This window comes from Leifsonia xyli subsp. cynodontis, from assembly GCF_050632205.1.
GTDB lineage: Bacteria > Actinomycetota > Actinomycetes > Actinomycetales > Microbacteriaceae > Leifsonia > Leifsonia xyli_D.
Genome location: NZ_CP192578.1, coordinates 3578515 through 3602630, shown reverse-complemented (window position 1 = coordinate 3602630; position 24116 = coordinate 3578515). Strand labels below are relative to the sequence as shown.

The window sequence follows — 24116 nt, the reverse complement described above, 5'->3', positions numbered from 1 at the left end:
CTCCTCCGGATCCGACGCACGAACCCCTCGGCTGTCTGTTCCGTTGTTGTCATTTCGGCTCCGTCCTTTCAGACGCGGTAGGTGTGGGGCGAGTCATCGGCCCGGTGTGCAGATTCATCGGTTGTGAGGTCGTCAGACCGGGCAGGTAGTCGCGCGCAATATCCCCGCCGATGCGTTCGAGCAGGGCAGGCGCGTCGCGCATCGAAATGATCGGGTTGGGCTCGCGGTCGGCGAGCGCGTAGATGGCGCTGAACCCGGCGGCACTGCCCGCGCGTCCGTCGAGCTCCGAGTAGCCGGTCGCGATCACAACCGGCACCCCGTGCCGAGCCGCCGTCGAGGCGACGCCCGCAGGAGCCTTGCCCGAGAGGGTCTGGATGTCGAGCTTCCCCTCCCCGGTGACAACGAGTCTCGCCTGAGGGAGGAGCTCCGGTAGTCCCACGAATTCGCTGACCAGCTGGAACCCGGAGCGCCGCTCGGCGCCGAGCAATGCGAGCGCCGCGAATCCCACCCCGCCGGCCGCGCCAGCACCTGGCGCTGTCGCGTAGGGGCCGCCGACGGCGGCGGCCCACGCGCGGAGACCCGACTCCAGGAGCGCGACGGTCTCCGGATCGGCGCCTTTCTGCGGCGCGAACACCGCGGCGGCGCCGTCGGACCCGAGCAGAGGGTTGCTGACGTCTGCGGCGAGAAGCACGTAGGCCTCGTGGATCCGGCTGTCCACTTCGGAGACGTCGATAGATCGAGCGTCTCTCAGGTACTCGGTGCCCTCGGGTACGGGCTGGCGGTCTTGGTCGAGAATCCGCAGTCCCAGAGCGCGCATCATGCCTGCGCCGCCGTCTGTGCTCGCGCTTCCGCCGACGGCCAGGACGATATGGCGGAACCCGAGATCGAGCACTTCACGAATGGCCTCGCCGACTGGTCGCGAGGTGGCACGCAGCGCGTCTCGCTCGTCGTCGGGTGTCAGCTCCAGGCCGCATAGTTCGGCCAGTTCGATGACAGCGACCCGGCCACGCACGGCAACCGAGGGCCTACGACCGTCCCTCCGGGAACCCACCGTATCGGTGAGCTCCACTCGCGCGAACCCGGCTGCGCAGAGGGCGTCCACGGTGCCCTCGCCCCCGTCGGCGATCGGGCGCTCCACGACCATCGCGAACGGTGCTGTGCGACGGATTCCGCGACCGAGCGAGGCCGCAGCCTCTCGCGCGGACACGCTCCCGCGGAACTTGTCGGGCGCGACGAGGACCAGATCACCGATCGGCACGGCCCGACATCCTCTCGACGAGGCGGAAGAGCGCGGAGTGGTCCAGACCGCCATCGCCTTCCGCGTGCGCCGCAGCCATGAGCTGTCCCATGACCGCACCGAGCGGCGACGCCGTGCGAGCGGCACGGGCAGCGGCCAGGTAGATCCCGAGATCTTTGTCGTGCAACGCGATTCTGAAACCCGGCGCGAAGCGACGCTCGATCATCGATGCGCCCTTGCGTGCCAGGACCGTGCTTCCGGCCAGGCCGCCGCCGAGGACGGCGAGCGCCGCAGTCGTGTCGACGTCCTGTGCCTCCAGGAAGACCAGCGCCTCCGCGACGAGTTCGATGTTCCCCGCGACGATCAACTGGTTGGCGGCCTTCACGGTCTGCCCCGAGCCCGATGGGCCGACGTGGACGATCGTCTTTCCCACCGCCTCGAAGATCGGAGCGACGCGCGCGATGGAGTCCTCATCGCCCCCGATCATGATCGAGAGGGTGGCATCGATCGCGCCCTGCTCACCGCCGCTGACCGGGGCGTCGAGGGCGACGCAGCTGTGCGAGGCGGCACGCGCCGCAATCTGCCGTGACACCGCCGGCTCGATGGTGCTCATGTCGACGATGACCGTTCCGGGGTCCACGAGATCCAGCACGCCGCCGTCGTCGAGGAGCACGTCCCTCACGTCTGGCGAATCCGGAAGCATCGTGATCACGACGTCCGCACCGTCGACCGCGTCAGCAACGGTGGAGGCTCGATAGCCTCCGAGTTCGACCAGCTCATCCGCCCGGGAGGCTGTGCGGTTGAAGCCGCGAACCTGATATCCGGACTTCTGCAGGTTGGAAGCCATGGGACGCCCCATGACCCCGAGACCGATGAAGGCGACCGTGGTGCTGTCCGGAACGAATGGTGTTGTACGGTCGCTCATCGATTGTCCTTTGCCGTTTCACGGGAGGGGAGGGCCAGGATTTCGGCCAGCTCCACGTTGTCCGCCAGGTACGCGAGGCCCTCCGAGGTGGACCCGGCGGGCAGGTACTCGAGCCCGACGCTGCCCTCGTAGCCCAAGGAGACGAGAAGGTGGAGGAGGTCCACGATCCGAATGGACCCGGTCCCGGGTTCGTGGCGACCCGGCGCGTCGGCGATCTGGACGTGACCGATCACGCCGATGTTGTTGCGGATCGCGGTGGGCACATCCTCCCCGTTGACGAACAGGTGGTACAGATCGGCCAGCATCTGGACATTGGGAAGCCCGATGTCGTCGATCACGGCCCGAGCCTGCGCGGCTGTCTTCAGCGGGTAGGACGCGACACCGCTGACCGGCTCCACCAGGACCGCTGCGTTGATTGCGGCAGTCGCATCAGCGGCCCGGCGGAGGGCGGCCAATCCCGCCACATACTGTTCGGATGCGGCGAGAGAGTCCTGTCGATTGCCGTACAGAGCATTGAACTTCTGGACGCCGAGACGTCGACCGATTTCAACGGCTACCTCGACGCCGTCGGTGAATTCATCCAATCGCGAAGGTATGGACAGGATTCCCCGCTCGCCCGCCTTCATGTCCCCGGCGAAGAAGTTCAGGGCGCGAAGCGAGACACCCGCTTCCTCGACACTGTCGACGAACGCCTCAACTTCGGCGTCGGCCGGGACGGCCTGGTCGAACGGCCACCAGCTCTCGATGACCCGGAAGCCGTCCCTGGCAGCGGCGCTCGCGCGCTCGAGGAGAGGCAGCTCCTGGTAGAGGATCGAGATGTTTGCTTGCGCGGTGAGCCGGGAGACTATCTCCATGAGCCACTCCGATCGTTGAAGGCCGTTCGTCCTGGTAGGGGATCATCCCGGGACGGTACGGCCAAAGGTAGGAGCACGTCGGGCGCGAGACAATAACGGATCACCCGAGCTACTATTCGCAATACGCGAATTGTCGACGAAGGGGTCCTCACGATGCCGCAGACGAACATCACACTCAGGCAAGTGCAGACGTTCTTGACGGTCGCCGAGCTCCGAAGCTTTTCCGGCGCAGCGGAACGGCTTCGCGTGTCGAACCCGTGGGTGAGTGAAACGATCAGGGAACTGGAGACCCAGCTCGGCGCGAAGCTGCTGTCGCGAACGACTCGATCCGTGGACGTGACCGAGGCGGGCCGCCTCTTCGCCCAGCTGGCCGGCCAAGCCGTCGCCGACCTCGATGCTGCCGTCAAGGCCGTGCGCCGCGCCTCCGACCCGACCCGCGGAGCGCTGCAACTCGGGTACACGATCGGTGCCGGGCTCGAGGTCGTGCCATGGCTGCTCCGATCGTTCGCACAACGTCACCCGCATCGCCATCTGACGACCCTCGAGTTCGACTTCACTGATCCCTCGGCCGGCCTCCGCGACTCGAAAGTGCATGCCGCGATCGTCCGACCTCCGATCGGACTGACGGGGCTCACCACCCTGGACCTGTGGACCGAGCAGCGGATCGCATGCCTCCCCGAGGGTCACCCGTTGGCCGCGCGCACCGAACTTCAGGTGAGAGACCTCCTCGACGAGCCGATCATCTCCGCCCCAGAGGCACCCGGACCATGGCGCGACTACTGGCTGCTCTCCGAATACAGATCCAAGCCGGCGACAGTCGTCGGGGAGGCCAGCACGCGAGACGGCGAGTTGCATCTCGTCGGCCGCGGCGTCGGTATCAGCGTGTCTTCGGAGAGCACGGCACGCTGGTACTCGCGCCCGGGCGTCGTGTTCCGCCCCATCGTGGACATCTCGCCCTGCCGGGTCGTTCTCGCCTGGTGGCCGGAGCACACCGCGCTCGTCGCCGACCTCGTCGATGTCGCGAACGACTTCACGGCGAACGCAGAGAGCGAATCGGCCCCGACGCCCGGCTTGCTGATCGGAGGCGAGTAGCTTTATTCGCCCGGGCCGAATAGTCGCGCGTGTTCTTCGTCATTGTCTCTCGCGCGAAACCTCCATAAATTCGTGCCCAACCCGAGGCGGTGTTGCCTCCCACAAGCAGGAGAAGGGCATGACAATGACCACGCACGCAAACAAGCCCCCGCCAGTACCGGCTCGAAGCCGGTACTGCGCAGAAGCCTGAAGACCTGGGCGGCAGTCTCATTGTCGATCGCCGCCATGGGAGCCAGCCTCGCAATCAACCTCAACCCGCAAGGAGCCGGCGCGACCGTCGGCCGAGCGGTTCCGCTGACATTCATCCTCGCGACCGTCGGCGTTCTGCTGGTGGCCTACGGTTTCGCCCGCGTCTGCAGCCGACTCAGCCACGCCGGCTCGGTCTTCGGGCTGACCGGCGCGACGATCGGCCCGCGCGCGGGAGTCGTCGCCGGCTGGACCCTGCTCGGCGCCTACCTTTCCTTCATCGTCACCACGTCGATGACCGCGGGAATCTTCGGCGCCGACCTCTTGCGCGTGCTGGGTGTATACAACCAGACGCCCGACATCGTTCCATGGCTGCTCGCTATCGTGACAGTGGTCATCTCCCTGGTCCTCGGCCTGTCCCCCATCAAGCAGTCGGCCAAGGTGCTCCTCTGGATCGAGATCGTCACACTGGCGCTCATCGTCATCATCATGGCGGTCGTGGTCATCCGTGTCTCGACCGTGGGCGGTCCGACCGGGCAGTCGTTCACTTTGAACATGTTCACAGTCCCGAAGGGCGTCGCCCCATCGGACCTCTTCCTCGGAGTCGTCTTCGGGTTCCTGTCCTTCGCCGGCTTCGAAGCTTCGGCCGCGCTCGGCGAGGAGGCAGAGAACCCAAAGAAGGCCATCCCCCGCGCCGTCTTCGCCGTCCCGCTGTTCGGAGGGCTCTTCTACATCATCGGCACCGCCGTCCAGATGCTGGGGTTCGGTACCGACAAGGCCGGAGTGACCGCGTTCGCCGGGTCGGCTTCCTCTTCGGCGACCTCGGCCAGCAGTACATCGGCCCGTGGGTCGGCGGGGTCGTCACGCTGGGCACCGCCGTATCGGCGGTGGGCTGCTGCCTCGCCACAGCGGTGGCCGCAGCACGACTGCTGTTCGCGATGAACCGTGGGCTGGTGGGCGACCGCGGCCTCAGCCACCTCTCCAAGCGGTCCGGCGCCCCGACCTCCGCCACGTACGTGGTCTGCGCCATCGCCGTGGTCGTCATCCTCGGCACCCGCGTCTTCTTCACCACGAAGGCGTTCGATCTCTTCGCAGCCTCGGGGACCATCGGCACCCTTGTGCTGCTCGTGGCATATGCACTCTTCTCGGTGGGAGCCTGGTACTTCCTCGTCATCCGCAGCCCGAAGCAGCACGGGCTGAAGGCGGCTCCGCTGGACTACGTGCTGCCCATCCTCGGTGTCGCCCTCATCGCGTACACGATGTACCGGAACCTCGTGCCCTGGCCCACCACAGGCGCAGGCCAGGCCAACATCTACATCGCCGGCATCTGGACACTCATCGTGCTCGCCGTCATCGTCATCCGGCCTGCCGTCGCCCGACGCGTGGCCGCCTCGCTTCGCGCCGACGATGGGCTGATCATCGAACGGGTAGCCGAAGCTGTCGAGACCGGCAGCGAAGCTCCGGCCGGCGCCGAGAAGCCGTCCGCCCAGACACTCTGAACCGAGAGGAATCGCCACGATGACCAAGGCAGCCAGCGTCGATGACCGATGGACGTACAACGGCCTTCGCACTATTCGCTTGGAGAACCAGCACGTCTCACTGGACATCTTCCCCGAGCGCGGCGGCAACATCTATCGCGTCATCGACAAGGCACGCGATCTTGATCTGCTCTGGAAATCGGACCGTGTCCTGCCTCACGTCGCGGCGATCCACTCCGATTTCGACGACCACTGGGCGGGCGGATGGGACGACGCCTTCCCAGGCGGTCGCGCAGCCCCGAACCGGTACGGCGACCGCCTCCCGTACATGGGCGAGGTCTGGACTGCGAACGCCGGCTACAGCATCCACCGGGGCGACGGGTTCTGCTCGGTCACGACCGTGGTCCGGACTCCCGTCACGCCTGCGGAACTCATCCGGACGATCACACTGGCGGATGGCGCCAGGTCTTTCACGATCAGCTACCGGCTGCGCAACATCGGATTCCTGCCCTTCGACTACAACTGGGGGATCCATCCCAGCCTGTCGATCCGGCCCGGCATGCGTTTCGACATCCCGGCGACCCGCGGACTCGTTGACGAAAGCGACGACGGATTCCTCGGCAAGGCCGGTCAGGAATACGACTGGCCATTCGTCGACGGGTTCGACCTGCGGAATTCCGAACTCTCCGACCGGCACTCGTTCGCGTTGCACTACCTGACCGGCCTTAGGGACGGGTGGGTCGCCGCGACGGACGGACCGGACCGGCGGGGCTTCGGCCTCCGGTTCGACCACGAATTGTTTCCCGTCGTGTGGTTCTGCCTCGTGTACGGCGGCTGGCGCGGCTACTACCAGGCGCTCATCGAACCCTGGACCGGCTACCCGAGCCCGCTCGACGAAGCCGTTGCGGCAGGCCGTGCGCGGGTGCTGCTTCCGGGCGAGGAGCAGACCACGGAGGTGGCGGCCCACCTGTACGACGGCGTCTCGTCCGTGAGCGCGCTCCTGCCCGACGGCACCGTACGACCCTGAGCCGACGGACCACCACTGACAGCGATGATCCACCATTTCGAGGACGAAACGAATGAAACACGACCATATCCGCAAACTCGGCCGCACCGATGTGGAGGTGACCGCGCTCGGCTTCGGCGCCACCGCGATCGCCGGCATGTACACCGAGGTGAGCGACGAGCAGGCCGCCGGCGCAGTGGCCGCAGCCTGGGACGCCGGCATCCGGTTCTATGACACTGCGCCGCAGTACGGAAGGGGCAACGGTGAGGTGCGTCTCGGCCGCGCACTGGCGGAACACCCCAGGGACTCATTCACTCTCTCGAGCAAAGTAGGGCGCCTGCTGCGAGCAGATGCTCCGCCGAACCCGGACGATTTCGACCCGGACGGCAAGCCGTACGACGCTGGTGCGCCGGATGTCGCAACCGTCTACGACTACAGCCGCGACGGCATTCTCCGGGCGTTCGACGAGACCATGCAACGGCTGGGTGTGGACCGGCTGGACGTCGTCCACGTTCACGACCCGGACGACTACCTCGACGAAGCGCTGGCGACTGCGTTCCCGACGCTCATCGAGCTCCGGGATCAGGGTGTGGTGCGCGCGATCGGCGCCGGAATGAACCAGACGGAGGCGTTGGAACGGATCGCGCGCGAATCCGACCCGGACGCTCTGCTGCTGGCCGGTCGATACACGCTCCTCGAGCAGACGGCACTCGAGACGTTTTTCCCGCTGTGCGCGGAGCGCGGAATCGCCGTCATCGCCGGCGGAGTATTCAACAGCGGCCTTCTCGCCGACCCCAACCCTGATGCCCGGTACAACTACGACCGCGCACCGGAAGCCCTAATCCGCCGAGCGCTCGACCTCGCCGCGGTGTGCGCTGCCCATGATGTGCCGCTCAAAGCTGCAGCATTGCAGTTGCCGGCGGCCCACCCTGTCGTCGCGGCGGTGCTGACAGGGGCCCGATCAGCCGCGGAAGTCCAGGAGAACGTGGAACTCTTCGACCTCGAGCTCCCCGATGCACTCTGGACAGACCTGAAGAGTCGCGGGCTCCTCGCCGAAGACGCCCCGGAACCGGCTTCGAGATGACCCGCCTGCCTGTGGTCGATGCCCACCATCATCTGTGGAATACAGATGAGGGCGACTACCCGTGGATGGTGGGACCTTTCGCCGCCCTGCGAGGCGTTCACGACATGACCGAGTTGGCGCCGCTGCTCCACAGCAGCAACGTCCGATCGACCGTCGTCGTGCAAGCGCGCGCCGATATCCAAGAGTCCATAATGCTTCTCCAGGCGGCCGCGACATATCAGCAGATCGCGGGTGTGGTCGGTTGGGTGGACCTCACCTCCTCGCACGTCGACGAACAGCTCGAGACCCTTCGATCAGGCTTCGGAGGCGAACATCTGGTCGGGATCCGGCACGGCGTCGCCGACGAAGCAGATCCCGGATGGCTCGAGCGTGACGACGTCGTGCGCGGGCTCCATGCGGTCAGCGAAGCGGGGCTGGCGTTCGATCTCGAGATCACCGAGCGCGAACTGGCTTCAGCCGTAGCACTGGCCGACCGGCTTCCGGAGCTGCGCCTGGTCGTCGACCATCTCGCGAAGCCGACCCTGCGGGACGGAATCCACCACGAATGGCTCGACGGACTATCGGCGATCGCAGCGCGGCCGAACGTGTCGGCCAAGATCTCAGGCCTGATCACCGAGGCGGCGTGGGATCGCTGGACGGTCGACGACCTTCAGCTCGCCGTCGACTTGGCCCTAGAGGTGTTCGGGCCGCCGCGCTTGATGTTCGGCTCAGACTGGCCCGTCTGCGAACTAGCGGGCACCTACGACACGGTCCTGGCCGCAGCGGAAGACACCCTCGCCGCTTTGTCCATTGCCGAGCAGGCGCACATCTTCCACGAGAACGCTCAAGCGCTCTATCAACTCTCAACACACGTCCGAAGCAGATAAGAAAGGCAAATCCATGACAGAGACGATCACCATCCAGGAGGAGCTCCAGGCGCGCGCGTTGCGTTCGCTCGCGGGCGGCGTGTCCAGCAATACCCGCCTCCTCAACCCCCACCTCATCGTGGACCGGGCCCACGGCGCCCGCCTGTGGGACGTCGACGGCAAGGAGTACATCGATTACCTCCTCGGCCAGGGGCCCAACTTCCTGGGCTACGCACACCCGCGCGTGGTCGAGAAGATGGCTGCCGCCCAGAAGGATGGCGTCATCTACGCCGCCACGCACCGCCGCGAGATCGAGGCCGCCGAGCGGGTGCTCTCCATCCTCGACTGGGCTGAGACCATGCGCTTCGGCAGTTCCTCGAGCGAGATGGTCCAGGCGGCGATGCGCATCGCCCGGCAGGCGACCGGACGACGTTACATCGTCCGTTTTCACGGTCATTACCACGGATGGTTCGACAACATCCAGATCCAGTCGGTCGACGGCGTCGCGGGACCGGGCAGCCTCGGGCAGATGCCCGACGCGCTCGAGCCCACGATCACGATCGACTGGAACGACGTCGCAGCCTTCGAGCGGCTCGTCACGGAGCGAGGCGACGAGATCGCCGGCGTGATCATGGAACCGATGATGCTCAACGCCGGCGCGATCGAGCCGCAGCCGGGCTACCTGGAGAGCGTACGGCAACTGACCTCGAAGCACGGAATCGTTCTGATCTTCGACGAGACGATCTCCGGATTCCGCGTCGGCCTGGGCGGAGCTGCTGAGCGATTCGGAGTGTTTCCCGACCTTGCCGTCTACGGGAAGGCGATGGCGGCCGGATGGCCGTGCGCTGCCCTCGTCGGTAAGCGGGATCTCTTCACCGAGGTCGCAACAGGTCGCCTGACCCACGCTGGCACCTTCAACGGAAACGTCGTCGCTACAGCGGCCGTGCTCGCTTCACTCGACGAGCTCGAGGACCGGTCTGCCTATGCCCAGATCGAGCAGGTGGGTTCGGAGCTGATGCAGGGAATCAGGGACCTCGCCACCCAGCACGGTGTCCCCCTGAAGATGCAGGGCCCGCCCATGGCGCTCCACCTCCGCTTCGACGAAGACGACGACCCCATCACCGGCTACGACCAGATCCTCGCACTCGACGCCGCGCGGTACAGCGCGTTTGCGCGACGGCTGATCGAAAGCGGCGTCTGGGTCGCCTACCGCGGGATCTGGTACGTCTCGGCCGCCCACAAGTCGTTCGACGTCGACGAGACGCTGCAGCGGATCGAGCCGGTCCTGGCGGCAGCCACCGACCTCTGAAATCGAAGGACACCCTCATGACAGACACCAACACTTCGGACGCAGAAATGCTGACCATTCCCTGGACCCGAGCAAACTGGCGCAACGCGCCTGTCTCCGCAACGGAAACGGCCGCGGGAGGGCTCCGCGTCGAAGCGGTCCGAGGCAGCGACGCATGGCAGAAGACCTCGTACGGGTTCGAGAGGGACTCGGAGCACGGCTTGCTTCGGCCCTTCGAGATCGACACGGCGGTGGAAGTACAGTTCCTCGCAGACATGTCGGAGCAGTTCGACCAGGCAGGAGTGATCGTCCGAGTCGACGAGAACCACTGGGTCAAGGCCGGCACGGAATTCGCGGACGGCGTTCTTCGCGTCTCCGCTGTGGTTACCGACATCTACTCTGACTGGTCCACGGCGCCTGTGCCGGGTTGGCAGAATCGAAGAGTCACCATCCGGATGAGCTGGGCGACCGGGGCCCTTTCGATACGCGCGCGATGCGACGATGAGGATTTCGAGCTCATCAGACTTGCCCCGTGGAATCCGCACGAAAGAAGCGTCGTTCAGGCCGGTCCGTACCTGTGCGCACCCGAACGCTCCGGATTTAGGGCGGAGTTCATCAGCTGGCGCGTCGGTCCGCGTGATGCCGCGCTCCACTGACCGCGTGCGCCGTCCGGCGACCATGCCTACATCATGAAATGACCGAAAGTTGTTCGTCACGGGAGGGAACCTCGTGGATCTCAGCAGACGCTCCGGCGTCATCACCGGAGCCGGGAGCGGCATCGGTAGACAGCTTGCCTTCGCGCTCGCAGAAAGAGGTGCGTCGCTCTTTCTCGTCGGACGCAGGCAGGGAGCCCTCGACGCGACCGCAGAGCGCGTTGCGGAGCTCGGTGGAACAGCACATGCCTTTACCGCAGATCTAACTGTCGGATCGGCCATTACCGAGGTTGCCGATGCCGCCCGGGAACGTCTCGGAGCGATCGATCTGCTCATCAACAATGCTGGGAACGTTCGCGCTGGACGCCTAGAGGACACGGATGAACACGACATCCATGCGATGTTCAACCTTAACCTCGTTGCCCCCATCTTGTTGACTCGATCCCTGCTCCCGGATCTGCGGAAAGCCGCATCCGAACGCCATTCGCTTCTCTTGGGGGTATCCAGCGGCATTGCCCTCGTGGCACTCCCCTTCTACACGACCTACGCCGCGACGAAGTCGGGCCTCGCAGCCTTTGACCACGCGTTACGCCGAGAACTGTTCGGCTCCGGCGTGCATGTCGCCACGGTCTATCCCGGCGCGACCGAAACGGACATGATGCGTAGTTCCGATGCCGGAGACTCGTTCGGCTTCGGCCGTCGTCCGGTTGCGGACGTGGTCGAGGAGATACTCGCAGCAATCGAGCGCGACGAACACGAGATCAACACAGCGCTCCCGAACCGTCGGCTGCTTCAGGAACTGCATAAGACCGCACCCCTCGACGTCGATGCCGCTCTCGCGCCACGACTGAACGAGCTGGAGGCGGCCGTACGGAACCATCGAAGTATCTGACCAGTTGAGCCCCTTCAGGTGGGTGTGGTTCGATAAAGCGTTGGTGGCGGCGGAGTTGTCTCCGATGACCATTCGGGAACTGCGGCACACGACGGCAAGCCTCGCTGTCTCCGCGGGCGCCAACGTCAAGGCGGTCCAACGCATGCTGGGGCACGCGTCGCCGGCGATGACACTCGACGTTTATACATATCTTCTCAACGATGACCTGGACCACGTCGCACACCGGCTCGATGAGGCAGTATCTCTGGCGCTCGACGACGTCGCTGCGCCGCCACACCCAGAGGCCAATTCGGTGACGATGACCGACCGAAGCGATGCTCGATGATTTGGAGTGTGTCCAAATTGTGTCCGAACCGCTCCAGAACCAAAGAACGGCGGCTGTTCAACAGCCGCCGTTCCCAGTGTTTTCAACCTATGTAGCGAGGGCGGGACTCGAACCCGCGACACCACGATTATGAGCCGTGTGCTCTAGTTGGCCCGCGAGGAGAACTGAATTGCCAACGTCCTTCCGCTGATATTCGCGGAAGTACGCGCACTCGACATCACGGTGATCTCGAGGTCTCCCATCCAATTGTGGGCAGAATGTGGGCAGACAGGCGCGTCCACGACGCGCCGGACTGCGGTGCCTCTAACCGAACCGGAGGGGAGAGTCTCCGACCAATTTCGCCGGAAACGCAATGCCCGGCAACTCAGCGCCGGCGTCTATCGTCTGGGCTAAGAACGCTCCCACCAGCACCCCAGATGCTTTCGAGTGCGGTGGTCGCGAAAGACTGTTCGATTGAACAGAGGAGTCCGAGAGCGCCCAGTAACTAACGTTCTCGTTGACTAACTGCCGTTGGCGGCCCAATATACGCGCCGATGCCGTAGGGACAGCAGGACACACGATCGCATGACGCCATACGAGTCCGACGTTACGGTTGCGTCATGACAACAGTCGACGCTCTGCACAATGAGGACCTGTATTTTGCGGCTCGCGCAAATTTGCCAGATGCTGTTGAGCTTGAAACCTACACGCGCGCCGTCCGTGAAATCGACATAACCATGTCGTACTTGGTTCAGTTGGAATACCACGAGAGGGATCGCACTGTTGAGATACCCGTCAGGGTCATTCAATCCCATTATGGCAGCGAGTTCGTTGTCTGGCTTGCCTGGACGATAGCCGGAACCGGGCTCGTAACGGCAGTCGGTCACGCGATCGAATCCTTCACCGGATCCTACGAGAAGTTCGAATCGGCTCGGCTGGCTCGCGCCAAGCGGATGGGCATCGAAGCAGAAATCAGACAAGGAATCGAGGACGAGGCCACTAAGGGCCCTTATGTCGACCCAGCTACGCTTAACTTCAAGATGGAGGTGGCCAAAGAGCTGTTCCAGGAAGGCCTCGACCCGGATTACGAGGCGCAGCTGCCCCCCGAGAGATACTACGTAGGCAAGCCAACGGAGTTCGTTGATTTCGATGACTTCGGGGATGAAGCCCCGGAGTATCCCAACGAAGACGAGGTTGACTCGACTGGACCGCGCGTGCTCGACTATGACGAATACCGCCGGAACACCTCCCGCGAACCGGCCGAGTGGTCCACCCAAGCCTTTCAGGCGATATTCGAGTTGGCCGAAATGGGATTTCGGATAACCATCGAAAAGCCCCCGCGCTCGACTGGCTACGAAAATAAGAGCTGACTGGCAAGGAACAGGACCCGCCGATCTGCCGGGGCGCGGAACCAGTGGCGTATATATCCGCCTGATCCAGTCCTCGGAAGCCGCGGTCAACTAAGAGGGCGCTGTGCATTTCACGGAGACGCAACATGGAAGCCGCATTCAGCAGCCGAGACGCAGGGATTTGAACCCTGACGACGCTCCTGAAGTGGCCTCCGGATGCCCGGAAAAGCGCGGAATTCTGCGGCGCCCCGATGACATGGCACCGTTCTCGGTTACGGGAGTTGTGGGGTTTTCGTGGGGCTATGGACTTCGCGGGGCTGCACGGCCACTACATGCGCGCCCCCATAGCGGACATCCATCACTTTGCCGATATTCAAGTTACAGATCGAACGAATACACCGGCGAGAGCCCGTATGTCGCGATCGCGTCCTTGATGAGGACCATCGCCCACAGCCCTTCCGCGGTCGATTCCCCTCCCGCGTCCGCCTTGCGTGCGGGAGTCGACGTGGTGCAGGTGCCGCCGGAGAGGACGGGGTTCACCGCGATTTGGTCCAGAAACGCTCCGGAGCCGCCGGGCGTGGATGACGAATCGGCGACCTTCGACGCCCACATCGGCCACGTGACGTTCGGATTGTTGTCGATCAGCGAGTTGTTCCCGATGAACCACGAGGCGACCGCACGTGCCTGCTCTAGGTAGCCGTCTCGTCGTGCAATGGCCGTCGTCCGGCCGGACTGCTCCCACGCCTTGGCCAGTTCGATGAGCCCAGCGACGATCGAGGAATTGTGGTAGATGATCTGCGTGTCGTTCGTCTGGAACGTCGCCGCCCAGCCGGTGATGCTCGGGATCCGTTCGCGCGTGCGCCGGTTGTTCCCGGTGGTGTCGGCGTAGTGGTAGGCCTGCATGCCGTAGAAGTTGTCGGCGGAATAGCTGATGATGTCGAGGAAGCTTCCCAGGGCCGCGTCGGTTTGTCCGAGGTCGCGCTTGAGCCGGTAGGCGCGCGCCAGCGCGTAGATCTGAACTTGGCCCCACGCCTGCCAGTCACCGCTGGTCGCATCGTCGATGAAGATGCCGTTCCGCCAGTCACCGGAGGAGCCGACGAACTGGGTCGCGATCACGCGGTTGATGGCCTGATCCATCTTCGCGTACACGGCAGACTGGGCGGGCGGACCGTCGTAGCCGGTGGTCGTCGTGGCGAGCGCCGAGTAAGTTCCGTAGCCCGCTCCCACCCATCGGATGCGGAAATACTCGCTGAGTCCGGCGAGGAAGAAGCTGGCGAGCCGGGTGTCGAGCGTGCCCATGTCGTATTGCAGACAGTTCGTCAGCACGCGGTTCACGTGATTCTCCAGGAACGCGGCGAAGTAGGCGTCGTCAGTGCTGAACACCCCGCCCGGGCTGGTCGCCTTGACCTTCTGCATCATCTGCAGGCCCATTGCGAGCGCCCAGAGCTGTCGGGCGTCCTTGGCGCCCAGATTGTGGGTGCTGGTGGTCCAGTCCTTCTTGATGTTCGACAGATACGAGCTCGGTCCGCTCGTCGCGTCGGAATAGAGCGGACCGTTGTAGACCGCCGCCACGTCACTGCCGTTGGTCGCGACGAGGTCGTCCATGTAGACCGAGTAGGCCGGGTGGGAGACGAAGGGAGGAGCAGGGACGGGGGCTCCGCCGCTGGTGATGATCGCGGGGTCGGCGGAGTCGCACGGGCCGGGCGCCGAACGCATCCACAGACTGCGATCACCTCCCGGCGCAGCCGGGTACGCCGTCCGACGATTGAATTCCGTGCGGTACATGTAGTGGGCGTTCTGGCCTTGCACGGCAGGATCCCAGGTGTATATCGAGGGCGCGTCGAGCCAAGCGAAGTTGTACACCTTCCCCTCCATCGTGGTGAGGTGGCACGTGAAGGTCAGCAGCGCTTTGGCTGCGGTGAGCGACGCGAGTGTGCCGTTGCGGAGGTAATCGGTGGCGAGCGCGATCGCCGCACGCGCCGCGTCGTCGACGCAGGCCGCCCCTTCGGCCATGTCTTGGTAGACATTCCAGCCGGCGGTCTCCCACCCCGAGTTCGCGACCGCGTAGAGCGCCAACGCCTGCATCGGCCATGCCGACACCGCCGCATAGCCCCCGCTGCCGAGCGTCGCGTCGTAGTACGACGGTGTCGGCCAGGTCACCCCGTGCTGGTCCGGGCGCTGACCCGGGCCCGTGCCGGAGCCGTACGTGAAACCGGTCACATGCCCCGACGCGTCGACCGAGCGCGCGGTCAGGAGCTGCCAATTCAGATGGCCGTAGCGGTGAAGGTCGTAGTCGTCGAAACTGACCGATGTCGTCGTCGCGTACGCGGGAAGCGGCCGCTGTGACGCGGCGGCCCCGAGCGCCGCGACGGCGGCCGCTCCCACGATGAATGTCCGTCGGGTGAATGCATCGCCCACGTGCGTTCCTCCTCATTGAGATAACGTTGTTTCATCACTAGCATGAGCGATGCGCGCGCTGAGATCAAGAGGGCGTCCGTCGCAATCCCTCCACTCGCGAGCAATTCGCCGACCACACATGACAACGTTGTTCCAGGAGTCAATCGTGCACATTACCTCACCGACCGGCGACTTCCGGGTCGCCCTGTCCGCCGATGCAGGCGACACGACGATCTCGGTCGACGTCAGCGCGGGCGCCCGCGAATGGTCGCAGGTCACCGTTCCGGCCCCCTCCTCTCCGGAGAGGCCTTCGCGCTGACCACGCATTCGCGCACGATCGACGGTCGTACCGCGACTCTGAGCGGGGTCGGCACGAACCGCCCCTTCGCCTGGCACCTGGCCGTGGAACCCGTCGCCGGGTGGTTGGCGTTCGAGCTCGCCATCGACTCCGGCGGCTTCGAAATCGGCCACAGCGCGCCGCAGCCGGGAATCCACCTCGATCTCGGCCCCCTGCCGCCGTACGAGCGGGGCAACCATTTCTGGTTCACCACGAACGTCTCGGGCCCGTCGGTCTGGAACCGGAGCGCGGCAGGCAACGACTTCCCCGCCGCGTACCACTTCGACCCGTACAACCGTAGCGAGGTCGAGATGTTCGTCGATCTCGGCGCGTCCACCTGGTTCGGGGAAGACTCCGCGCTGCGCCTCTACGAGTACACCTGCGGCGTCGTCCGGTCGTTCCGCCCGGAGCCGTCTGCGGAGTTCGGCTTCATCGGCACTGCACCGGCACGGACGCGCAGCTTCCCGTCCGGGCGCCACATGCTGCGCTGGTACGTCGCCGCCCGTCGGCGCGACGACCTCAACGGAGTGTCCCCCACCGAGCAGGACGCGCTCCGACAGCTCGTCGCGGATTGCCTCTACCTGGTGGACACCCCGACCGACGAGTGGCATGGTTCACCGCGAGCCTGGGCGGATGCCGCAGCAAGCGCGGCGGCAGAGCTCATGACGGACGGCCTCGTGTGGCGCAGCGACGACCTCGGCGAGTACGTGCTCGCCTACGTCGACGCGCGCTCCGATGCCTGGGCCTCTGCCTTCGCCGCCAAGGACGAGACGTGGAACGGCGACGGGCCGTGTCTCGACGCAGCACTATGGCTGCTCCGTCCGTTGCGGGGCCTCCGCGCCACGACCGGCCGCCCCGAGTTCGCCGCGCTCACCGACAGGATCGACGGGTTCGCCACCCGGGAGGTCGCCCATCCGAGGTCCCGCATCCTCTCCGGCCGCCACGCCGCGCAGACCGAGATGGGCACGTGGCAGTACGTGTACCTGCTCGCCGACACCTGGTACCTCTACGGGGAGTCAGAACTCCGCGAGCAGATCCTCGCCGAGATCGAAACGGTGCTCATTCCTCTGGCGCACCGTGTCGGCTACAACTTCCCGCTCTCGTTCGACAAGAGCGCACTCGCCAAGCTCGGGCCGGGAGGCAATGCAGGATCGGCCGGGACCTACGCGATGCTCATGACGAGCCTCGCAACGTCGGAGCGCGAGCCCGCACGCTATTTCGAAGAGGCCAGGCGCGCCCTGCGCGCACTCGCCAACCTGCACATCGACGACGTGCCGCAGGAAGCTGTCCTCGCGCCGCACGCGATGGTCGCCGCAGACGAGCTCGCCCGGCTGGAGCCCGACGGGGAGTGGGCGGCGCTGCGCACGTACTTCCAGGCGCAAACCCTTCGCGCCATGTACTGGTTCGACGACCCGCAGCCCGTCGACGCGGAGCGCGGCGCCCGTCTCGGCATGTTCCAGGCATGCACGGGCATCGTCTATCCCGCGTTCTTCGAGGACATCGAGGTGGCGGTGCGCCTGGCGAGCGTCGTGGACCGCGAGCGCGACCCGCGAGGCCTCCTGCGCGTGCTCGACCGCGCGCGTCGCGTCAACGTCGGATTCCTCCCCGCGTTCGGGCCGGAACCGGACGCATTCGCACTGCCTCACATCCCGTTTGAGGAGCTCCCGATGCTGGACGGGACGCGTTCGGGCGGGTCCATCGGGCAGGAGATCTACGGCGCGGGCTGGCTGTACTGGGCCCATCTGCTGTGGGACGCACTGGCCGCCTCCGACAATCCGCAGGTCATGATTCTGAACGCGGATCCCGACCCCGGTCGGGCGGGAACCCCCGGCCGGTTGGTCGCCTACAACGGCACGGACTCAAGACAGGAGGCGACGGTCCGGTTCACTGGTTCAGGCACGACCGTCGGCGTCCGGCTCGAGCCGGGCGCCTGGGAATGGGTGTCCACTCCTGCCTGAGTTCAGTCAGACTCGCGCACGGCGACGACCAGCTCGAACGTCCGGTCGTCGCCGGGCGCGAGATCATCGTCGCCCGCCCGCGCGACCGCCGCGCCAAACATCGGATGCGACGACGGCTCGATCCCCAGAGCCCACCTCCCACGCGTGGGGAGGATCCACTGGTGGAGGTACGGAAGCGTGTCCGCGCGCCACCCCACCTCGACGTCGAACCGCGCGCTGCCGACCGTGCAGAAGGACCAGCCGTCAGGCGACCGGGTCGGCTCGTCGTGCAACACGACCGCCTCCGTGATGACGGGGGTCGGATCGGGCATCCGGTCCCAGTCGGGCACCTCGGCGACCAGCCGGCGGAAGACGTGCCGCCGGGCCTCCACGGCCACGCGGGCCCCGGGGAGGATCGCCGGGGCACCGAGGTTCACGTGATACAGGATCCGGACGGGCACCGGCACGGCGCCCGTGTTGAACGCGCGATCAGCGATGCGCAGGAATGCCGCGCCGTCCTCGCGCAGGCCGCTCGTGATCGTCCGTTCCAGCCGCACGGACGGCCCGAACACCGACGCGGAGTCGACGTCCGCGCTCAGCCGGACGAGCGATCGGCCGCGCGCCGGCTCGACCCGCACGTTAGACGCCGGCCTGTGACCGATATCGCCATGCATCGGGTGCCCGCCACGTCCGTCCTCCGCGCCTCCGATGTGGCGGAGTCCGCAGGTTGACACGAGACCCCCGACGAATCGATCGATCCACGCGTCTCCCACGGGCCGGTCGAGGGGCCTGGCGTCGGAGACCGGCGATACCCACCCGAGCGGGAGACCGGCGAACTCCGCCCGCCCGATGTCGAATCCGCGCGCGGGGAGCACATCGAAGCGGAGCCCTCCCGCCACGGCCGCATCGAGCACCCGCAGATGGTCGGCCGAGCCCGGCAGACCGAAGCGCTCGACGACGCACGCCACGGCGGAGTCGTGGGCGAGCAACCCCAGCCGCCGCAGCTCCGCCATCGACGGTCCTGCGCTCACCTCGGCGGCCTCGCCACGAGCACCTCGCCTGCGCCCAGAAGCGTCGGCCGGCGGACGCCCGCGGGGACCAGGACGGTATCGCCAGAGTGCAGCGTGAGGTCAGCATTCCCGAACGAGGCGAGCGTGACGGAGCCGGCCGTGACCACGAGAACGGCGAAGCCTTCGTCGAGCTCGACCTCGCCGTGCACCTTCGCCGACTCCAGCCGGAAGTACGCATCGGCGTCGCTCGGAAGCCCGGCTCCCGCCTCGCCCGCCCGCCGCACCAGGCGCTCCAGAGCAGGCGCGGCGAGAGCGCTCCGGTCGACGGCGTCCAGCGCCCGGTCGAAGCCGATGCCCAGGTGCCCTTCCTGCTCGCCATCGATGGCGAAGCCCCGCCATTCGAGGAGGATCGAGAGGTCCTCCGGCTCCTGCACCTCGACGAGGAGGATACCTTCCCCGATCGCGTGCACGAGCCGCGGCGGCACGAAGACACGGTCGCCTGCGGAGACGTCGACGGTGTGCATCATCCCGAGGAGCGTGCTGGTGTCCTGGGAGGCGACCAGCTGCTCCAGGCGCTCGCGCTTGACGTCCTCCGTGAAACCGAGATGGACGCTCCCGCCCGCGAGGATGTGCCACGCCTCCGCCTTGCCGTGGGCGGCGTCGACGGCGCGGTGCGCAAATTCGGCGTCGGGGTGAACATGCGCTGGGAGCCGCTGTCCGGCGTCGAGGAGCTTGACGAGGATCTTCGGGTCGGCGCCGAACTGCTCCACGTGAGCGTGGCCGAGCCACTCGCACGGGGCGGACCGCACGGCGTCGTCGACCAGCCGCCCGTTCGCGAGCACGGCACGGCCGTGCTCCTCCTGCCCGCGCACGCTCACCGTCGAGCCCACCCAATCCTCCGGTGTATACTCCGGTGCGTCGGAGAGGCCGCGGAAGGCGGCGATACGGGCTCCCCCGGTAGAAACGTGCCGGCGGCCGGTTGGTCTCGAGCAGCCACGGCCGGTGGGCGTCGGCGTCGAACGCTTGTTCCCCGGCGGGCATCGCGGAGATATGGGCGGCGGAGCTCGCGGCCGCCGCCTGCAGGGCGACGGCCGGCCCTGCGCCGTGGGAGACCGCATACAGGAGTCCGGCGGTGGAGGCGTCGCCGGCCCCGTTGGTCGTCCGGACCGACGCCAGAGGGGTGATGGGACCGCGGAGCGAGGCATCCGCCCACTCCTGAGCGAGCGGCGCCAGGGCACGCCCAGCGGTGCGGAGACGTTCCTCGCCGGACGCCCGGAGGGCGACCCCGAGCGGCCCGCACGAGATCGCGACGACGCCGACGCCCCAGGAGATGAGCTCGTCGGCGAGCCGGCCGGCGAGGTCGAGGTCGAGCGCGCGCGGAAGCCCGAACGCGGAGGTGAGGTCGTCGAGACTTGGCGTGAGGATGTCGATTCCGGGGGCGAGGGAGCGCAGCATCGTGCGCCAGTCCAGCGCGCCTGCTGCCGACGCGCGGTCGACTACGGCGAGGTCGATCGACGTCGTCACACCGGCCTCCTTCGCCGCGCCGAGGAGGCTCGAGAGCGCTGCTCCCCGCCCGCTGTCAGGCGCGGGAGCAGGGACGGATACCCGACGTGGAGGAGGTCCAGCTCGTCCAGGATAACGTCCGAGCCGTCCACGGCGGCATTGGCGCCGAGGTGGTGCCAGAACACGCGGTCGACGCCGGGCTGCTCGATGACGAGCGAGTACGAGGTGGCGGCCGGCACGACCCGCAGGTGGGTGTCGATGAGGTCGGAGGCGGCCAGCTCGCGGCGGACGACATCGCCGAGCTCGTCCTCGCCGACGGTCGCGTAGACCGTGACCGGGTGGCCGAGACGTGTCATCGCCCGCGCAGTGTTCGCCACGCAGCCGCCCACCCCGATGGTCAGCGGTCCGACGTCGACGAGACCTCCCGGCTCGACCACGGCGGGCGCGTGGAGACCAGGGCTCAGGTCCACACAGATATGTCCTGCGATCGCGACTCTGCGCACGCGGACTCCTTTCACGATGCGATAGACAACGTTGTTTCTGCGCACTACTCTGTCACATGTCGTGCTACCCGGGAAAGCCCCGGGAAGGTTTTGAAGGAGTTATCGCAGTGACGCCCTACCGTCTGAACCGGTTGTTCAATCCCCTCTCCGGGCGCGCGCTCGACGTCGCCGTCGATCATGGCTTCTTCGGGGAGGCGAGCTTCATCGGCGGCATCGAGAGCATGTCGCAGGTCATCGACGTCCTGGTCGGAGCCGCGCCCGACGCGATCCAGCTGACCCTCGGCCAGGCGCCCAAGCTGCAGGCCCGGCCCGGGAAGGAGAAGCCGTCGTTGGTGATGCGAACCGACGTCGCCAACGTGTACGGCAACCCCTTGGACTCGCATATCTTCAGCCACCACGTCCCGAACGCGATCGAGGAGGCCGTCCGGCTCGACGCGGTGGCCGTCTGCGCGAATCTCATGCAGCTGCCCGGCCGCCCGGAGATCCGTGAGGCGAACATCCGCTCGATCATGGCCCTCCGCGAGGAGGCGACCCGGTACGGGATGCCGTTGATGATCGAGCCCCTCGTCATGCAGGACAACTCCCGTGCCGGAGGCGGGTACATGGTGGACGGCGACATCGAGAAGATCGTCACGCTCGTCCGCCAGGCCGTCGAGCTCGGGGCCGACCTGATCAAGGCCGATCCGGCGGACGACCTCTCCGTATACTCCCGCGTGATCGAGGTCGCCGACGGCGTCCCCGTTCTGGTCCGCGGCGGCGGTCGCGTCGACGATCGGACCCTGCTCGAGCGAACCGCGCGCGTGCTCGACGCGGGCGCGTCGGGAATCGTGTACGGACGCAACATCGTCCAACACCCGAGCCCGGCCGGTGTCACCGCCGCGCTCATGCGGATCCTGCACGAGGGCGCCTCCGTCGATTCCGCCCTCGCAACCCTCGAGGAGGTCGCACGATGACCGCGCAGAACGTCGGAATCGGGATCATCGGCGGCGGCCTGATGGGCCGTGAGATCGCCGCCGCCATCCAGCGCTGGCCGGCCCTCGTCGACCACCCGGTTCGCCCGCGCCTGACAGCGGTGTGCGACATCAACCCCGCCGCGCTGACCTGGTTCGACCAGATCGACAGTGTCACCCAGACCACCACGGACTACGCCGAGCTGCTCGCGAACCCGGACGTGGACGTCGTCTACGTCGCCGTCCGGCACGATCTGCACGAGCAGATCTACACGGACGTGATCCGAGCAGGCAAGGATCTGCTCGCCGAGAAGCCGTTCGGGATCGACACTGACGCCTCCGCCGCGATCCTGCGCGCGATGGCCGAACACCCCGAGAGCTTCGTGCGCTGCTCCAGCGAGATGCCGTTCTTCCCCGGCGCCCAGCGCGCCATCGACTATGTGCGCTCCGGCGCTGTCGGCCAGATCATCGAGGTCAGGAGCGCCTTCCTGCACTCCAGCGATCTGGACGAGAGCAAGCCGATCAACTGGAAGCGCCAGGCGAAGTACTGCGGCGACGCCGGCGTCATGAACGACCTCGGCATGCACGCGTGGCACGTCCCGCTCCGACTGGGCTGGGAGCCCGAGTCGCTCACCGCGGTGCTCCAGAATCTCGTGCCGCAACGCCCCGGCCCCACGGGCGAGCCGGAGGACTGCGACACGTGGGAGAACGCGACGGTGTGGGGATGGGTGGACCACGCCGCCGGCCGCTTCCCGCTCACCGTCGAGACCAAGCGGATCGCTCCTGGCAACAAGAACACCTGGGTGTTCGAGGTGATTGGCAAGACCGGCGGAGTCCGGTTCGCCACCTCGAACCCGAAGCGCGTGGAGGTCCTGAACGTCGGCGACGTGCCGGGCGTCGGGCGGGAGCAGGGCTGGACGGCCATCGAGGCCGGGAGCCAGTCGGTATGGCCCACGGTCACGGGCGGTATCTTCGAGTCGGGCTTCTCCGACGCGATCCTGCAGATGTGGGCAGTGTTCCTGGCGGAGCGCGCCGGCGAGCTGGGCGATCGCTTCGGCGCAGCCACGCCGCAGGAGGCGGCCCGCACCCACCACCTGTACGACGCCGCATTGGCGGCAGCCGACAGCGGGCGGTGGACCAGCGTGGCCGGGTGAGCCGGTGACGGCAGAACCTACCGGGCCACCCCCGGGTGCGCCCATAGAATCAGAGTGCGCGGTCCACACGGGCCGCGCACTCCGGACTTCGAGCAGGACGGGTGGGGACGGAATGAGCCGGCCACCGACGATGAACGACGTCGCCCAGGAGGCCGGCGTCGCACTCAAGACGGTCTCCCGCTACGTAAACGGCGAGACGAACATCAACCCGGCGCTCGCCAAGCGCATCCGCGACGCGATCGACCTCCTCGGCTACCGCAGGAACCTCGCTGCCGCGAGCCTGCGCCCCGGCCGTTCGAGCCGGATGATCGGCTTGGTCATCAGCGACCTCGCCAACCCCTACTACTCGACCATCGCCCGCGCCGTCGAGACGGCCGCAGCGGCTGCCGGCTACCTGCTCATCACGGCGAGCTCGGAGGAGAGCGGCGAGAATCACGACCGTCTGGTCGACCGCTTCATCGGGCAGCAGGTCGACGGGCTCATCGTCGTCCCGCCCGCGCGCCCCGGCCGGTCGTGGCAGGATGTCACGCCGCCGGTCCCCCGCTCGTGGTCATCGACCGCCCCGCCGACGCCACGTGGAGCGACACGATCCTGGCGGACAACGCCGGCGGCGCACACGCCGCGACCGCCGCGCTCACCGCCGCGGGCGCGCGGCGGGTCGCGTTCGTCGGCGACACGCTCGCGCTCTACACGATGTCGGAACGCCTCCGCGGCTATCGCCTGGCGCTCACGGAGGCCGGGATCACGTTCGACGAGGACCTCGTCGTCACCGGCGCGCACAGTGCGGACGAGGCGGCGAGCATCGTGTCGCGTCTGCTGCGCGAGCAGCGGCCCGATGCGATCTTCGCGGCCAACAACCGTGCGAGCATCGGGTCGGTGCTCGCGTTCCGCGACGCCGACACTGCACTCCCCCTGGTCGGGTTCGACGACTTCGAGTCGGCACGACTCGGCACGCCTGCCGTGTCGGTCGCGACCCCGCGGATCGAGGAGATGGGACGCCTGGCGGCCGAGCGGCTGCTCGCCCGCATCAACGGCGACACGAGCCCTTCTACGACGACGGTGCTGCAGGTCAAGCTCATCCTCCGTGGCTCGGAACGGGAGAACGCGGCGAGCTGACCTCGTCGTCGCGCCG

At 66.8% G+C, this 24116-nt stretch carries 23 protein-coding genes and 2 pseudogenes; 17 read left to right on the top strand and 8 right to left on the bottom strand.

Going from position 1 to position 24116, the window contains the following annotated elements; genetic code table 11:
* Nucleotides 1-49: 49 nt before the first annotated feature.
* Genes ACQ86M_RS18140 through ACQ86M_RS18130 form a run of 3 tightly spaced genes read right to left on the bottom strand, consistent with a single transcriptional unit; the run spans nt 50 to nt 3016 of the window.
* Nucleotides 50-1312 carry a glycerate kinase gene (locus ACQ86M_RS18140; RefSeq protein ID WP_431246456.1) on the bottom strand — a complete coding sequence of 421 codons (1263 nt, stop codon included), beginning with the start codon at nt 1310-1312 and terminating at the stop codon, nt 50-52.
* The gene (locus tag ACQ86M_RS18135) at nt 1245-2162 is read right to left on the bottom strand and encodes a 2-hydroxy-3-oxopropionate reductase (protein ID WP_431246455.1); all 918 of its coding nucleotides are present in this window, start codon (nt 2160-2162) and stop codon (nt 1245-1247) included. The genes ACQ86M_RS18140 and ACQ86M_RS18135 overlap by 68 nt, the downstream gene beginning before the upstream one ends.
* A complete protein-coding gene (locus ACQ86M_RS18130; protein ID WP_431246454.1) occupies nt 2159-3016 on the bottom strand; it encodes a hydroxypyruvate isomerase family protein in 858 nt (285 codons plus the stop codon). Before ACQ86M_RS18130 ends, ACQ86M_RS18135 begins: the two co-directional genes overlap by 4 nt.
* A gap of 153 nt (nt 3017-3169) precedes the next feature.
* Here ACQ86M_RS18130 and ACQ86M_RS18125 point away from each other — a divergent pair, with 153 nt between their 5' ends.
* From ACQ86M_RS18125 to ACQ86M_RS18075, 11 genes are all read left to right on the top strand, one after another.
* A complete protein-coding gene (locus ACQ86M_RS18125; protein WP_431246453.1) occupies nt 3170-4108 on the top strand; it encodes a LysR family transcriptional regulator in 939 nt (312 codons plus the stop codon).
* Between the two features lie 72 nt (nt 4109-4180).
* Nucleotides 4181-5236: an APC family permease gene (locus ACQ86M_RS18120; protein ID WP_431246452.1), complete on the top strand. Its 1056-nt coding sequence runs from the start codon at nt 4181-4183 to the stop codon at nt 5234-5236.
* Complete coding sequence (locus ACQ86M_RS18115; RefSeq protein WP_431247913.1) at nt 5131-5793, top strand: hypothetical protein; 663 nt, start codon at nt 5131-5133, stop codon at nt 5791-5793. Before ACQ86M_RS18120 ends, ACQ86M_RS18115 begins: the two co-directional genes overlap by 106 nt.
* A gap of 19 nt (nt 5794-5812) precedes the next feature.
* On the top strand, nt 5813-6799 hold the full coding sequence (locus tag ACQ86M_RS18110; RefSeq protein WP_431246451.1) for a hypothetical protein: 987 nt from the start codon (nt 5813-5815) through the stop codon (nt 6797-6799).
* Nucleotides 6800-6851: 52 nt separating this feature from the next.
* Complete coding sequence (locus ACQ86M_RS18105) at nt 6852-7862, top strand: aldo/keto reductase (protein ID WP_431246450.1); 1011 nt, start codon at nt 6852-6854, stop codon at nt 7860-7862.
* On the top strand, nt 7859-8728 hold the full coding sequence (locus tag ACQ86M_RS18100; protein ID WP_431246449.1) for an amidohydrolase family protein: 870 nt from the start codon (nt 7859-7861) through the stop codon (nt 8726-8728). The genes ACQ86M_RS18105 and ACQ86M_RS18100 overlap by 4 nt, the downstream gene beginning before the upstream one ends.
* Nucleotides 8652-10016: an aspartate aminotransferase family protein gene (locus ACQ86M_RS18095; protein WP_431246448.1), complete on the top strand. Its 1365-nt coding sequence runs from the start codon at nt 8652-8654 to the stop codon at nt 10014-10016. Before ACQ86M_RS18100 ends, ACQ86M_RS18095 begins: the two co-directional genes overlap by 77 nt.
* A gap of 17 nt (nt 10017-10033) precedes the next feature.
* Nucleotides 10034-10651 (top strand): DUF1349 domain-containing protein, encoded by a 618-nt coding sequence (locus tag ACQ86M_RS18090; protein ID WP_431246447.1) that lies wholly within the window; start codon nt 10034-10036, stop codon nt 10649-10651.
* Nucleotides 10652-10724: 73 nt separating this feature from the next.
* On the top strand, nt 10725-11540 hold the full coding sequence (locus ACQ86M_RS18085; RefSeq protein WP_431246446.1) for an SDR family NAD(P)-dependent oxidoreductase: 816 nt from the start codon (nt 10725-10727) through the stop codon (nt 11538-11540).
* Nucleotides 11541-11562: 22 nt separating this feature from the next.
* A complete protein-coding gene (locus tag ACQ86M_RS18080; RefSeq protein WP_431247912.1) occupies nt 11563-11865 on the top strand; it encodes a tyrosine-type recombinase/integrase in 303 nt (100 codons plus the stop codon).
* Nucleotides 11866-12464: 599 nt separating this feature from the next.
* Nucleotides 12465-13214: a hypothetical protein gene (locus tag ACQ86M_RS18075; protein ID WP_431246445.1), complete on the top strand. Its 750-nt coding sequence runs from the start codon at nt 12465-12467 to the stop codon at nt 13212-13214.
* A 357-nt stretch (nt 13215-13571) separates the two neighbouring features.
* Here ACQ86M_RS18075 and ACQ86M_RS18070 read toward each other — a convergent pair whose 3' ends face one another.
* Nucleotides 13572-15611 carry a hypothetical protein gene (locus ACQ86M_RS18070; protein ID WP_431246444.1) on the bottom strand — a complete coding sequence of 680 codons (2040 nt, stop codon included), beginning with the start codon at nt 15609-15611 and terminating at the stop codon, nt 13572-13574.
* Nucleotides 15612-15756: 145 nt separating this feature from the next.
* Between ACQ86M_RS18070 and ACQ86M_RS18065 the strand changes: the two genes are divergently transcribed.
* Together ACQ86M_RS18065 and ACQ86M_RS18060 are read left to right on the top strand one after the other, a co-directional pair.
* Complete coding sequence (locus tag ACQ86M_RS18065) at nt 15757-15909, top strand: hypothetical protein (protein WP_431246443.1); 153 nt, start codon at nt 15757-15759, stop codon at nt 15907-15909.
* Nucleotides 15910-15992: 83 nt separating this feature from the next.
* Nucleotides 15993-17885 (top strand): hypothetical protein, encoded by a 1893-nt coding sequence (locus ACQ86M_RS18060; protein WP_431246442.1) that lies wholly within the window; start codon nt 15993-15995, stop codon nt 17883-17885.
* 2 nt (nt 17886-17887) lie between these two features.
* Here ACQ86M_RS18060 and ACQ86M_RS18055 read toward each other — a convergent pair whose 3' ends face one another.
* The 4 genes and pseudogenes from ACQ86M_RS18055 to ACQ86M_RS18040 form a co-directional block, all read right to left on the bottom strand.
* Nucleotides 17888-18895 (bottom strand): DUF4432 family protein, encoded by a 1008-nt coding sequence (locus ACQ86M_RS18055; RefSeq protein WP_431246441.1) that lies wholly within the window; start codon nt 18893-18895, stop codon nt 17888-17890.
* Complete coding sequence (locus ACQ86M_RS18050; protein ID WP_431246440.1) at nt 18892-19764, bottom strand: class I mannose-6-phosphate isomerase; 873 nt, start codon at nt 19762-19764, stop codon at nt 18892-18894. The genes ACQ86M_RS18055 and ACQ86M_RS18050 overlap by 4 nt, the downstream gene beginning before the upstream one ends.
* A 211-nt stretch (nt 19765-19975) precedes the next feature.
* A pseudogene (locus ACQ86M_RS18045) lies at nt 19976-20398 on the bottom strand (PfkB family carbohydrate kinase); the annotation flags it as partial.
* A complete protein-coding gene (locus ACQ86M_RS18040; RefSeq protein ID WP_431246439.1) occupies nt 20395-20880 on the bottom strand; it encodes a carbohydrate kinase family protein in 486 nt (161 codons plus the stop codon). The gene ACQ86M_RS18040 and the pseudogene ACQ86M_RS18045, both read right to left, overlap by 4 nt.
* Before the next feature lie 107 nt (nt 20881-20987).
* On the opposite strand from ACQ86M_RS18040, the gene ACQ86M_RS18035 reads away from it, so the two are divergent.
* The 4 genes and pseudogenes from ACQ86M_RS18035 to ACQ86M_RS18020 all read left to right on the top strand — a co-directional run bounded on the left by ACQ86M_RS18035 (nt 20988) and on the right by ACQ86M_RS18020 (nt 24100).
* Nucleotides 20988-21833 carry a class I fructose-bisphosphate aldolase gene (locus tag ACQ86M_RS18035; RefSeq protein WP_431246438.1) on the top strand — a complete coding sequence of 282 codons (846 nt, stop codon included), beginning with the start codon at nt 20988-20990 and terminating at the stop codon, nt 21831-21833.
* Nucleotides 21830-22984, top strand: a complete 1155-nt coding sequence (locus ACQ86M_RS18030; protein ID WP_431246437.1) for a Gfo/Idh/MocA family protein — start codon at nt 21830-21832, stop codon at nt 22982-22984. Before ACQ86M_RS18035 ends, ACQ86M_RS18030 begins: the two co-directional genes overlap by 4 nt.
* Nucleotides 22985-23096: 112 nt before the next feature.
* Nucleotides 23097-23189: pseudogene (locus ACQ86M_RS18025) on the top strand (LacI family DNA-binding transcriptional regulator); the annotation flags it as partial.
* Nucleotides 23190-23530: 341 nt separating this feature from the next.
* Entirely contained in the window at nt 23531-24100 is a 570-nt protein-coding gene (locus ACQ86M_RS18020; protein ID WP_431246436.1) for a substrate-binding domain-containing protein, read from the top strand.
* Nucleotides 24101-24116 lie beyond the last annotated feature (16 nt).